Genomic DNA, 12,434 nt, shown 5'->3' on the forward strand with positions numbered 1-12,434 from the left:
CCCGTCCTCATAGGAAGCTCAAATCTTCTCTTACCGAGGGCATGGAGGGAGTTCGTAACCTGCGACGCATGACACTCCAGCGAATTCAGCAGCCCGACCTCGGGAGCCGTGCGCCGGGGGTCAAGAAGGACCTGCAGGGTGGGCTGTTCCACCGTCCACGGTTCCTGCGCGGCCCCCGCACTGAGCGTCCGTTCGACGCGCCCCAGTTGTTCACGGAGCGCCTTGTGCTCCGTCCCCACACCGTCCGCGACGCGGGGGCGTGGCACGAGATCGTGTCGAACGCCGACGTGGTGCGTTACCTGCATTGGAAGCGGCGCGATCTCGCGGAGGCGACGGAGCATCTGAGCCGTCGCACCACGCAGACGCGGCTGTGGCAGTCGGGGGACTTCATGGCCCTCGCGGTCGAGCATGACGGTCAGCTCGTCGGCGACGTGTCCGTGCACCTGCGGGAGGTCGAGCCTGAGCATCGGTCGGCTGAGCTCGGGTGGATCATGCATCCGGGATTCGCCGGGCAGGGCTTCGCCACCGAGGCTGCGGATGCGCTCGTCGAGTACCTGCGCGACTATGTCGGGGTGAAGCGGGTGATCGCGGTCATGGACCTCGAGAACGAGGCGTCCTACGCGCTCGCGAGGCGTCTCGGCCTCACGGAGGTGTCCCGCTCCGACGATTCGAGGACCACGGCGCTCGATCTGGTCTGAGCGGGGTCGCTGCCGCGCATCCGCTGTGCACCGCCTGTGCTCGCGGGGTGCGACGCCGCCATGAGCTGCGCGACCTCCAGGAGGTCCCACGCCATGTCGCCGGTGACGGAGATTCCCCTGGCCCCTGATCTGCGTGTCGTGCCTCGAACGAGCATGTAGTGCGTGCGGAACACGCGATTGCCAGCCCGCTCCTGTGCGTCGTGGAAGAACACGGTCTGCGAGAGGCCGGTGCTGTCGTCGAGGGAGACGAACACCGTGCGGCGGCCCCCGCGCATCGGTGGCGTGTTCGTCGCACGGCGAACCCCGGCGATGAGCACCTCAGTGCCGCCGGGCAGGTCGATGAGCGTGCTCGCTGGCACGACGCCGAGCTGTCGGAACAGCGGGAAGAAGCGCTCCATCTGGTGACGGCTCACGCCGAGGCCGAGCTCCTGCAATTCGAGATCGGTCTGCGTCTTGCCGTGCAGGTCCATGGCGCTCACTCCCCGTAGCTGGGGGACGGGCAGCGCGAACGCGAACGCCTGCTGATGCTCCGGCACGCGTGTCGGGCTGCTGGTGAGCGAGCGGATGAACGCGAGCAGCTCGTGCCGCCTGCGAGGCTCGTAGTCGATGAAGGCGTCGAGCGCTCCGACCCTGGCCAGGGAGTCCAACGTGCTGCGACGGGGCCGCACTCGTGCCCGGAAGTCGGCGAGCGAGTCGAACGGCTGGTGCTCGGCGACCCTGTCGCGTTCCGCCGATGACATGCCGCGCACATCCGCGAGCGACATGCGCACCCCGTCACGCCCGTCAGGGAGCGGCTCGACCGTGTACTCGAGGCCGGATCGCTGCACGTCGATCGGCAGCAGCGGGATGCCGAGGTGCCTTGCCTCGGCGATGATCAGGTCCTTGCCCCACATGCCGGGGTCGTGGGTGAGGAGGCCCGCCCAGAAATGCGCGGCGCGGTGGGTCTTGAGCCACGCGCTCTGGAAGGTGGGCAGGGCGAACGCGGCGCCGTGGGCCTTCGCGAAGCCGAAGCTGCCGAAGCCGGCGAGCACCTTCCACGACCGTTCGATGATCTCGGGCGGGAACCCGCGCTCGGCGGCTTTGCCGCGCACCAGCTGCTCGATGCGCGGGACGAGGTCGGGCTTCGCGAGCCAGCGTCGGTACACGTCGGCCAGTTCGAGGCCGCACCCGGTGAGTTCATCGAAGATGCGCATCACCTGCTCGTGGAAGATGACGACGCCCTTCGTCTCGAGCAGGATGGGCTTGAGTCTCGGGTGGATGTAGTCGGGCATGACCTCCCCGTGGCGTGCCCTGAGGAAGTTGAGGGGCATGTTGTTCTGCATGGGGCCGGGGCGGAACAGGGAGATGTCGATGACGAGGTCGTTGAACACCTCGGGCTGCAGCTTCCCGACGAGTTCCATCTGGCCTGGGCTCTCGACCTGGAAGATGCCGAGGGTCTTCGTCGAGCGGATGGTCTCGTAGGTCGCTTCGTCGTCGAGGGGCAGCGCGTCGAGGTCGAGCTCCTCGCCTCGGGTGCGCTTCAGCTCCTTCACGGCGTGGGCCATGGCGCTCTGCATGCGCACGCCGAGGATGTCGAGCTTGATGAGGCCCATCGGGTCCATGTCGTGCTTGTCGAACTGGCTCATGGGCAGGCCGATGCCGGACATCTGCACTGGTGTGCGGTCGAGCAGGGAGATGTCGGAGAGGATGACGCCGCAGGGGTGCACGGAGATGTGCCTCGGCAGGGAGTCGAGTCGCTCTGTCGCCTCGACGAGCACGTCGAGCTGGCGCGAGCGGCGCACCTCTTCGGCGAACTCCCGAAGCTCCGGCTTCTCGGCGAGGGCCTGTCGGAAGCGCTTCGCGGAGAAGCGCCACAGCTCCTTGGCGATGCGGTCGACTTCCCCGTCGGCGAGCCCGAGCGCGAGTCCGGCGTCGCGTACGGCGCCTCTCGATCCGTAGGTGTTCACCATCGACATGAGTGTGACCCGCTCGCCACCGAACTCGTCGAAGATGCGGTGGTACACGCGGTGGCGTTCGGCGCTCTCCACGTCGAGGTCGATGTCCGGCAGCGTGCGTCGCTCGTCGGAGAGGAAGCGCTCCCAGATGAGTCCGAGGGAGACGGGTTCGACGTGGCTCGTGTACAGGAGGTAGTTGAGGAGCGAGCCGACCCCTGACCCCCTGGCCTGTACGCGGACTCCCATCTCCTTGATGAGTTCGACGACGTGCGAGACGGTGAGGAAGTAGGGGGCGAAGCCCAGCTTCCGCACGGTCTTCAGCTCATGGGCGAGGCGGTCGTGCAGCTCGCGCTCGTGGGCACTGGATGCACCGGGGTAGCGGGCGGGGATCGCGGCTTCGGCCTTCGCCCGCAGCACCTCGAACGGGTCGCCGTCGATGCCGAAGCGCGTGACTTCCGGCATGCGCGGGGTGCCGATCCCCGCATCCCGTTCGAGGTCGATGATGCAGGCTTCGGCGAGCGCTCTCGTCTGCGCGATGAGGTCGTCGGCGGCGGAGGTGTCGTGCCCGCCCGCATCCGCGACCATGCGCGCGACCTGCCGCATGAGGCTCGCAGGCTTGAGCCACGCCTGCGCGGTGGGGGCGAGCTCGATCTCGTCGAGCGCCCGCCGAGCACGGACGGCGTCTGCGATGTCGACCGTCGCCGCTTCCTCGGGGGAGGCGTAGCGGACCGCGTTCGTGAGCACCGCCCGCAGCCTGGACTCCGTGGCGAGACCGAGCATCCGCGTCGCAGCCGTGACCGAACCGGGAGTGCCTGGCTCTGCGAGGTGGCACACGACCTCCACGACCAGCGAGGAGTGGGGGAGTGCGTGCACCCACGCTCGCAGTCGCTCCCGCGCCAGCCCCAGCTGCGCCACGGAAGCCGCCGTGCCGACGTCGCTGCTCGGGCCGAGCATCACCGTCAGGCGGGTGGCCCCCTCTTCGTCCTCGGCGAGCTGGGCCAGGCGGGCGAGTGGGATGCTCGGCTCATGCACCCCCGTTGGGGCGCTCGCGGTGGTCTCGTGCGCTGCGGACACGGCCCGGCACAGTGCCGCATAGCCGGAGCCGCCGTCTCCACCGGTCGCGAGCACGACAACCCGCCCGAGGGGCTCGCCCCGTTCGTCGTGCACGGCGAGCTCGCTGCCGAGCACGGCCCGCAGCTTCGCGTCTCTGCAGGCGAGGAGGTGCTTGACCGCGCCGGAGATGCCGTCGCGGTCGGTGAGGGCGATCGTGTCGAGGCCCCGCTCGACGGCGGCCTGCGCGAGCACCTCGGGAGGGGAGACCGCATAGTGCGCGCTGAAGCCGGACGAGACGTGCAGGTGGGGGAAGCTCATCGTGTCCTCACTCCCAGCTCAGCGCCAGGAGCCAGCCGCCGGAGGCGCGGCAGAGGTCGTAGAGGTGTCCGTCGTGCTGCCCGTGTGCGCTGTCGCGGACCGCGGTGACGCGCCACAGCTCCTGGTCGATGCGCTCGGGGGATGAGCCTCCGTGCCACCACGGCGGGAGCCTGCGGAAGTAGGCCTGGGGTTGGCCCGTGACGGTGTAGAGGAAGCGCTGCCACACGAAGGAGACCGGCTGCCCGTCTGGGCTGACGGCGACGTCGATGGTGTCGTCGATGACGGTTGGCATGGTTCCCTCCTTCGCTGATTCGAATCTGTATTCGAATATGGATCAAGCGTAAATCGCACCACCGACAGTGGCAACCGCAAGTCTCAGTCAGAGGGTGAGGGTGTGCTGCAGCTAGACAGGTTCTAAAGCTGTCTGATAGCTTTCTGCAGAACGTCACCCTCAAGGACGAAGGCATATGACTCACACCCCAGACGCACTCCGCTCGGCAGACTCGATCCGCTCAATACGGCTCTCGACGCTCCGCCTCCCGCTCGCCACCCCCATCTCCGACGCGAAGGTCTTCACGGGCAGGCAGAAGCCCATGACCGAGGTCGTCTTCCTCATCGCCGAGATCCGCACCGAGCAGGGCCTCTCCGGCCACGGGTTCAGCTACTCGAAGCGTGCAGGCGGTGCCGCCCAGTACGCCCATGCGCGGGAGGTCGCCGAAGTCGCCCTCGGCGAAGACCCGAACGACATCCAGAAGCTGTACACCAAGCTGCTCTGGGCCGGCGCCTCCGTCGGGCGCTCGGGCGTCGCCACCCAGGCGCTCGCGGCGTTGGACATCGCGCTCTACGACCTGAAGGCCAAGCGCGCCGGCCTGCCGCTCTCGAAGCTGCTCGGTGCGCACCGCGACTCGGTGCGCACCTACAACACGTCAGGCGGGTTCCTCCACGCGTCGCTCGACGAGGTGCGCGAGCGCGCGACGCAGTCACTCGCAGAAGGCATCGGCGGCATCAAGATCAAGGTCGGCCTCCCGGATACGGCCGAGGACCTGCGCCGCGTCCGCGCGGTGCGCGAGCACATCGGGGCGAGCGTTCCGCTCATGGTGGATGCGAACCAGCAGTGGGACCGGGCGACGGCTCTGCGCATGGGCCGCCGCCTCGAGGACCTCGACCTCACGTGGATCGAGGAGCCGCTCGACGCCTACGACGCGGAGGGGCATGCGGATCTCGCGCGTGCGCTCGACACCCCGATCGCGACGGGCGAGATGCTCGCCTCGGTGGCCGAGCACCGTCAGCTCATCACCGCCCGCGCGTGCGACATCATCCAGCCGGACGCGCCGCGCATCGGCGGAATCACGAACTTCCTCCGTCTCATGACCCTCGCCGACGAGGCGGGCCTCGACCTCGCCCCGCACTTCGCGATGGAGATCCACCTGCACCTGGCCGCCTGCTACCCGCGCGAGCCGTGGGTCGAGCACTTCGACTGGCTCGACCCGCTCTTCGAGGAGCGACTCGAGACGCGAGACGGACGGATGATCGTGCCCGACCGTCCGGGCCTCGGGTTCACGTTCAGCGAGCAGGCGCGGGCCTGGACGACCGACAGCGTGACGCTCTCGGTCTGAGCGCGGGGTGGGGCGTCCAGCATGAAGCCAGCGAGTGGCTGAGCCCGGCACGGCGGGCCAGCTCTTGGCTCGCTTCAGGGATGGCACGATGTCTCCATGAGCATGACGCGCGCCGAGGAGATCGCCAGGGTCCTCGCCGACCGCATCGTCGAAGGAGTCATCGCCCCCGGTGACCGCCTGCCGAGCGAGGGCGGCCTCGTCGAGGAGTTCGGGGCGAGCAGGACGGTCGTGCGTGAGGCGCTGCACCGCCTGCAGTCGCGCGGCCTCGTTCGCACGCGCGTCGGCTCCGGAAGCTACGCGCTCACCCCTCCCGCGCCCACGGCGGGTGACGACTGGCTCGGGGCGCACACCGAGGCTGAGCGCGCGGAGCTGCACGCGTTCCGGATCGCCGTCGAGGTCGAGGCCGCCGCGCTCGCGGCGCGCTCCCCGTCGCCCCAGGAGACCGCCGAGATCGACGCAGCCCTCGACTCCCTCGCGAAGGCCACCCTGCCCAGCGAGACGGTGGATGCGGACTTCGCCTTCCACCGCGCGATCGCCGCTGCATCCGGCAACCGCTACTTTCTCACGGCCCTCGACCGCATGGGCGCACGCGCCATCATCCTGCCGCCGGCGCGCATCTCCGACAGAGAGCGCAACGCCGCGGACTCGGCCGCCGTGCTGGCCGAGCATCGAGCCATCGCCGACGCGATCCGCCTCAAGGACCCCGTCGCCGCCGCGGCCGCGGTGCGCACGCACCTCTCGGCATCGACGGCCCGACGAGCGGCGCGCGAGTCGAGGGCGTGACCCACACGGCGCTTCCGTCGCAAGCGCACCGGCCCGCAGGCCTGTGGAGCCGCGGGTCCGACTAGCCCTGGGACGACACCGGGGCCATGAGCTGCGGCCCTGAGCTCGCGACCCGACCCACCTCAGGGCCGACCTCGCGCATCACGAGTGTCGAGGCCAGCTCCACGCCCGCCAGGCTCGCCTCGTCGAGCAACCCCTGCGTGCCGACCACCGACTGGTCCAGCCACTGATCCCACAGCGCCCGCGGCAGCATGAGAGGCATGCGGTCGTGGATGCTCGCCAGCTCGCCCGTGGACCCTCGCGTCAGGATCGTCGTGGAGAGCACCCAGCGGGACGGGTCGTCGCCGGGCTTCGTCGGGTCAGCCCACCACGAGTACAGGCCAGCAAACGCGATCAGGTCATCGCTCCGCCCCGGGTGGATGAAGAACGGCGTCTTCGAACCCGCCTTCGTGCCATCCGCCGTCTTGCGCCACTCGTAGTAGCCGACCGCTGGCACGATCGCCCGCCGCTGCTTCACCGGGCCGCGGAACGTCGGCTTCTCCAGCACCGTCTCGATACGCGCGTTGAACGCCTTCGACGAGAAGCTCGGATCCTTCGCGAACGGAGGCAGCAGCCCCCACCTGGCGCGCTCGACGCGCCGCACCGCATTCCCGCCGCCCTTCGGCTCCGGCTCGACGACAACCGGCACCGGATCCGTCGGAGGAGTGTTGTACGACGGCTCCGGCAGGTCAGCGCCGAGCGCCTCGATGTCGAAGAGCGCCTCGACGTGCTCGACTGCTGGGGTGACGTAACGACCGCACATGACTCAACGCTACGACGCGGGGACCCACGACGCGCTCTCCAAGCTTCGGATTCTCTGTACGCTCAGATCATGGTCAAGCAGCGCAGCGCCCTCGAGCGCATCCCCGCGTACAAGCAGGGCGCCATGCCCAGCACCAGCGACGTCGTGAAGCTCTCCTCCAACGAGAACCCCTTCCCGCCCCTCGCCTCGGTTCGCGACGCGGTGGCCGCCGAGCTCGAGCGCATCCACCTCTACCCCTCGATGGCCGCCCCCGAGCTGACCGCACGCATCGCTGAGCTGCAGGGCGTCGAGCCGGAGAACATCGTCTTCGGAGCCGGGTCCGTCGAAGTGGCGACGCAGCTCGTGCAGGCCAGCGCAGGAGAGGGCGACGAGGTGATGTTCGCCTGGCGCAGCTTCGAGGCCTACCCGATCATCGCGATCGGGGCAGGCGCGACGCCCGTGCAGGTGCCGCTCACGCACGACGAACGCCACGACCTCGACGCCATGGCAGCGGCCATCACCGAGCGCACCGCCATCATCTTCGTCTGCAACCCCAACAACCCGACGGGGGCGAGCCTCACCCACGCCGAGGTGCGGGCCTTCCTCGACCGCGTCCCGAGCGACGTGCTCGTCGTGATCGACGAGGCCTACGAGCACTTCAACAGGGACGCCGAGACCGCCATCGGCATCGACCTCTACCGCGAGTACCCAAACGTCGCCGTGCTCCACACCTTCTCCAAGGCCTACGGCCTCGCTGGACTCCGCATCGGCTACGCCGTCGCCCAAGCCGACGTCGCAGCCAACCTCCGCAAGGTCGCCGTCCCCTTCGCCGTCTCCGCCCTCGCCCAGACCGCCGCCGCCGCGTCGCTCGACGCCGAAGCCGAGCTCGCCAACCGCATCGACGATATCGTCGCCGAACGCGCCCGCGTCACCTCCGAGCTCCGAGCCCAGGGGTGGAACATCGGAGACTCTCAGGCGAACTTCGTCTGGCTCAGGCTCGGCGACGACACCGCACGCATCGACGCCGCCCTCACCGAGGCCGGCGTCCTCGCCAGGGCATTCCCCGGCGAAGGCATCCGCATCACCATCGGCTCACCAGAGGCCAACAGTCGCGCGCTCGCCGCGCTCGCGGGAGTGCATGCGGGGGCACGGGGATGAGCACCTGGCGCATCCGCGACTTCCAGCCGACCGACATGGATGCGCTGCTGCGGCTCTGGGAGCAGCACCGCAGCTCGGGCAGCGAACCGGTGTACGGGCTGAGCGAGGTCATCGCGTCGACCCGGAAGGACACCGCCGTCGTCGCGGTCGCGGGGGAGAAGATCGTCGGCGTGGCCGTGGCGCGGGCAGCCCACGACCAGGGCTGGATCGTGTTCTTCGCGACTGACGACGAGTGGCGCAGGCGCGGCATCGGCGGCGCGCTGCTCGCCTCCCTCGAGCAGCGGATGGCCCAGCACGGCCTCCAGAAGCTCACGATCCTCGTGCCGGACGAGCAGACCCAGGTCGGCGCGCTCACGAAGGCCGGTTTCGCCGACAAGCGGCACCTGCGCTACTTCGAGCGGGAGATCCGGGTCAAGCAGCAGGAGATGGTCGCGCTGCGCGAGCTCGGCGGTCGCATCCTGCCACCCGACCGCTGGGACGCGATCGGCGGCATGCAGCACGAGAAGGACGTGCTGGAGCGGCGCCTCGTGCTGCCGCTCAGCGACCCAGACCTCGCGGAGGAGTACGGCGTCGTGCCACCACGCGCGATCGTGCTCTTCGGCCCTCCCGGCACGGGCAAGACGACGTTCGCCAAGGGCATCGCCTCCCGCCTCGGGTGGCCGTTCGTCGAGGTCTTCCCGTCCCGACTCTCGGCGTCGCCCAGGGGCCTCGCCGGCGAGCTGCGCGAGACGTTCGAGCAGGTCGAGTCGCTCGAGCACGCCGTCGTGTTCATCGACGAGGTCGAGGAGATCGCCTCGCACCGAGGGGGAGAGCCGCCGTCGCCCACGCAGGGCGTCACGAACGAGCTCCTCAAGATCATCCCGGCGTTCCGTGAGAAGCCGGGGCGTCTTCTCATCTGCGCGACGAACTTCATCCGAGCCCTCGACCAGGCCTTCCTGCGCCACGGGCGCTTCGACTACGTCATCCCCATCGGATTACCGGACGCCGCAGCCCGCCGGGCGATCTGGGAGCGATACGTGCCCGAATCGGTCAGCGACTCGGTCGACGTGCCGGCGCTGGTCGAGCAGACCAGCGGGTACTCGCCGGCTGACATCGAGTTCGCCGCTCGCCGCGCCTCGCAGGTCGCCCTCGAGCGCGCCGTCGCGGCCCGGAACTCGGGGGACGTCGTGCCCCTCGGGCCGACCACGGACGACTTCCTCGTCTCCGTCGCGTCCACGCGCACCACGGTCTCCTCCGACGTCGAGCGCGAGTTCGAGGAGGACATCCAGGCGATCGCTCGCGTGTAGCGCAGGATCGGTGCGAGGCTCGCTGTCCAACTTCAGTGCGATATTGCGGCGAACGCCGCGCTTCCGGGTCAATCGGCCGAATATCGCACTGATGCTGGTCAGAGGTGCGTCGGCCGGGAAGCCAGCGGCCTCTGGCGGGGACAGACGAGGGGCCGGATGCGATGCATCCGGCCCCTCGATCGTGCAGCTGAGGCTAGGCCTTCTTCGCTGCGGAGTCCTCGTCGTCCGAGGTGATGTCGAAGTCGTCGACCTCGTCGTCACCCTCCGGGTCGAGCTCGGCCTCGACGTCGTCGAGGTCGTCGTCTTCGTCGTCGGCGTCTTCGAGTTCGCTCTCGATCTCGTCGATCCACTCGTCGAGCAGGTCTTCAGCGGCTTCGTCGTCTGCGGCGGTCTGCACCTCGAGGGTGCCGTCGCCCCACAGGCGCGAGGAGACGCGGACGTCGTCGGTGTCCTCGACGGCGTCGTGAGCCTCGGATTCGTACTCGTTGGCGATCTTCGCGGCTTCGTCTTCGGATTCGGCTTCGATGACGAGCGCCGAGACGACTTCGTATTTCAAGAGCACGGCGTAGGTAGGCATGGGGCGACTCCTCGTGACTGCGAGCACACCGCTCGCAGAATGAAGGTACTCGTGACGGTGCGCGCAGACAAGCTGGGGTCGGTGCGTCGCGGGTGACGCGTTGGTGAAGACTTCCCGACCGAGCGCACCTCACCGTAGGCTCGCGTCATGCCTTCCGACGCTCGCACCCCCCTCCAAGCACCCCTCGGATCCCCTGACGGTGGGCAGAAGCGTCCGATCCTCGGTGTCGCGGTCGCGCAGTACGCGCCAGGTGCGGACCTTGTCGAGAACGAGCGGCTGCTGCGTGAGCACGTCGCCACGGCGGCCGGTCGGGGCGCGCAGCTCGTCGTCGTGCCCGAGTACGCGAGCTTCTTCCTCCCGGACCTCGGGGAAGAGCTCGTGCGCCAGGCGCAGAGCCTGGACGGGCCGTTCGTCTCGCTCATGCGATCGCTCGCCGTGGAGCATGGCGTTGCCATCGTGGCCGGCCTCGTGGCCGAGTCCGAGGATCCGGGCCGGTTCGCCAACACGCTCGTCGCGGTCGATTCGAGCGGCGAGGTCGTCGCCCAGTACCGCAAGGTGCACCTGTACGACGCGTTCGGCGCGAAGGAGAGCGACTGGGTTGTCCCTGGTGAGATCTCGGTGCCGCAGACGTTTGTCGTCGGCGGCGTGCGGGTGGGCCTGCAGACCTGTTACGACCTGCGGTTCCCCGAGGTGTCGAGGACGCTCGTGGATGCGGGCGTGCAGCTCATCGTCATCCCCGCCGAATGGGTGCGTGGCCCGCTGAAGGAGCACCACTGGAAGACGCTGCTCGCGGCGCGGGCGATCGAGAACACCGTGTACTTCGCGGCGGCCGACCACCCTGCGCCGATCGGCGTGGGGCACAGTGCCGTCGTCGATCCGCGCGGAGCGACCCTCGCCGGTGCGGGTGTCGACCCGGGCGTCTCCATCGGTTGGGTCTCGCTCGACGTGATCGATGCGGTGCGGGAGCAGAACCCGGCGCTCGAGCTGCGGCGATACCGAGTGCTGCCGATCGACTGAGCTTCTACCGGCTGAGTTCGCCGAGCCGGTCGAGGCGGCGCATGCCCTCTTCGAGGATCTGGTCGCTCTTGCAGAACGCGAAGCGCACCAGCGAGCGGTAGTCTCCCTGCCGTTCCGGGGTGCAGAGGGCAGCGACCGGGATGCCGACCACTCCGATCTCCCGGGGCAGGCGGCGGCAGAGCTCGGTGGCGTCGGTGTAGCCGATGCTGGCGGCGTCGGCGATCGCGAAGTATCCGGCGGCCGGGGTCGCCGTCTCGAGACCACGACTGCGAAGCGCGGAGACCAGCAGATCGCGCTTGTGGCGAAGGCGGTCGCGTTCCTGGTCGAAGCGCGCCGCCGGCAGGCGCAGGCCTGCGGCGACGGCGGGTTGGAAGGGGCCACTGCCGACGTAGCTCAGGTACTGCTTGACGGCGAGGACCGCGTCGATCAGGACAGCGGGCCCCGTGACCCAGCCGACTTTCCATCCGGTCACGCTGAAGGTCTTGCCCGCCGAACCGATGCTGAGCGTTCGCGAGGCGGCACCGGGCAAGCTCGCGATGGCGACGTGCTCGCCATCGAAGACGAGGTGCTCGTACACCTCGTCGGTGACGATGATCGCGTCGTGGCGAGCCGCGAGCTCGACGATGAGCTGCAGCGTCTCGCGGCGGAGAACCGCGCCCGTGGGGTTGTGCGGGGTGTTGACGACGATCAGTCTGGTTCGGTCGGTGACGGCTCGCCTGAGCTCGTCGTGGTCTGGCTGGAACTCGGGCCACCGAACGGGCACGGTCACCAGGCGGGCGTCGGCGAGGTGCGCGAGGGCACCGTACGCGTCGTAGTGGGGTTCGAGGACGACGATGTCCTCGCCAGGCTCGACGAGGCCGAGCACTGTGGCCGCCAGCGCTTCCGTGGCGCCCACGGTGACCAGCACCTCGCGGTCAGGGTCGAGCGAGACCCCCCGGAAGCGGAGCTGATGCTCGGCGATGGCAGCGCGCAGGTCGGCGGTGCCCCTGGGCGGCGGATACTGGTTCTCGCCCCGGGAGATCGCGTCGATCGCCTCGTCCAGCAGCTCCTGCGGGCCGGAGTAATCGGGGAACCCCTGGCCGAGATTCACGGACCCGGTGGTCCGCGCCAGCTCGCTCATCTCGCCGAACACGGTGCCCTGCAGCTCGCCGCTCGGGGAGAGGAGGCCAGCACCTTGGGCTGCTCGAAGCCACGGTCCGTCTCTGCGCATGCA

General features: G+C 69.3%; 11 protein-coding genes. 6 read left to right on the forward strand and 5 right to left on the reverse strand.

The genetic code is table 11. The features are described from left to right. The first annotated feature begins 68 nt into the window (after window positions 1-68). Window positions 69-698 carry a GNAT family N-acetyltransferase gene (locus HDC34_RS08045; protein ID WP_179556491.1) on the forward strand — a complete coding sequence of 210 codons (630 nt, stop codon included), beginning with the start codon at window positions 69-71 and terminating at the stop codon, window positions 696-698. Here the strand turns inward: HDC34_RS08045 and dnaE are convergent. Together dnaE and HDC34_RS08055 are read right to left on the reverse strand one after the other, a co-directional pair. Then, window positions 617-4,003, reverse strand: a complete 3,387-nt coding sequence (dnaE, locus tag HDC34_RS08050; RefSeq protein ID WP_179556492.1) for a DNA polymerase III subunit alpha — start codon at window positions 4,001-4,003, stop codon at window positions 617-619. The two genes, HDC34_RS08045 and dnaE, sit on opposite strands and share 82 nt — an antisense overlap. Window positions 4,004-4,010: 7 nt before the next feature. After that, complete coding sequence (locus HDC34_RS08055) at window positions 4,011-4,295, reverse strand: hypothetical protein (RefSeq protein ID WP_104312273.1); 285 nt, start codon at window positions 4,293-4,295, stop codon at window positions 4,011-4,013. 175 nt (window positions 4,296-4,470) lie between these two features. Here HDC34_RS08055 and HDC34_RS08060 point away from each other — a divergent pair, with 175 nt between their 5' ends. Together HDC34_RS08060 and HDC34_RS08065 are read left to right on the forward strand one after the other, a co-directional pair. Continuing rightward, window positions 4,471-5,619: a mandelate racemase/muconate lactonizing enzyme family protein gene (locus tag HDC34_RS08060; RefSeq protein WP_179556493.1), complete on the forward strand. Its 1,149-nt coding sequence runs from the start codon at window positions 4,471-4,473 to the stop codon at window positions 5,617-5,619. A gap of 96 nt (window positions 5,620-5,715) precedes the next feature. Further along, the gene (locus HDC34_RS08065; protein WP_179556494.1) at window positions 5,716-6,402 is read left to right on the forward strand and encodes a FadR/GntR family transcriptional regulator; all 687 of its coding nucleotides are present in this window, start codon (window positions 5,716-5,718) and stop codon (window positions 6,400-6,402) included. Window positions 6,403-6,463: 61 nt separating this feature from the next. Here the strand turns inward: HDC34_RS08065 and HDC34_RS08070 are convergent, their stop codons facing one another. Next, window positions 6,464-7,204 (reverse strand): SOS response-associated peptidase, encoded by a 741-nt coding sequence (locus HDC34_RS08070; RefSeq protein ID WP_179556495.1) that lies wholly within the window; start codon window positions 7,202-7,204, stop codon window positions 6,464-6,466. Between the two features lie 69 nt (window positions 7,205-7,273). Between HDC34_RS08070 and hisC the strand changes: the two genes are divergently transcribed. Together hisC and HDC34_RS08080 are read left to right on the forward strand one after the other, a co-directional pair. Continuing rightward, window positions 7,274-8,341, forward strand: coding sequence for a histidinol-phosphate transaminase (gene hisC, locus HDC34_RS08075; protein WP_179556496.1), 1,068 nt, complete (start codon window positions 7,274-7,276; stop codon window positions 8,339-8,341). Next, window positions 8,338-9,627: an ATP-binding protein gene (locus tag HDC34_RS08080; protein ID WP_179556497.1), complete on the forward strand. Its 1,290-nt coding sequence runs from the start codon at window positions 8,338-8,340 to the stop codon at window positions 9,625-9,627. The genes hisC and HDC34_RS08080 overlap by 4 nt, the downstream gene beginning before the upstream one ends. Window positions 9,628-9,820: 193 nt before the next feature. Here HDC34_RS08080 and HDC34_RS08085 read toward each other — a convergent pair whose 3' ends face one another. After that, window positions 9,821-10,204, reverse strand: a complete 384-nt coding sequence (locus HDC34_RS08085; RefSeq protein WP_104312267.1) for a hypothetical protein — start codon at window positions 10,202-10,204, stop codon at window positions 9,821-9,823. A gap of 147 nt (window positions 10,205-10,351) precedes the next feature. On the opposite strand from HDC34_RS08085, the gene HDC34_RS08090 reads away from it, so the two are divergent. Further along, on the forward strand, window positions 10,352-11,221 hold the full coding sequence (locus tag HDC34_RS08090) for a carbon-nitrogen hydrolase family protein (RefSeq protein WP_179556498.1): 870 nt from the start codon (window positions 10,352-10,354) through the stop codon (window positions 11,219-11,221). 4 nt (window positions 11,222-11,225) lie between these two features. Here the strand turns inward: HDC34_RS08090 and HDC34_RS08095 are convergent, their stop codons facing one another. Further along, the gene (locus HDC34_RS08095; RefSeq protein ID WP_179556499.1) at window positions 11,226-12,431 is read right to left on the reverse strand and encodes an aminotransferase class I/II-fold pyridoxal phosphate-dependent enzyme; all 1,206 of its coding nucleotides are present in this window, start codon (window positions 12,429-12,431) and stop codon (window positions 11,226-11,228) included. Between the last annotated feature and the right edge of the window lie 3 nt (window positions 12,432-12,434).

It is taken from the genome of Pseudoclavibacter sp. JAI123 (assembly GCF_013409665.1).
In the GTDB taxonomy this organism is placed as follows: Bacteria; Actinomycetota; Actinomycetes; order Actinomycetales; family Microbacteriaceae; genus Pseudoclavibacter.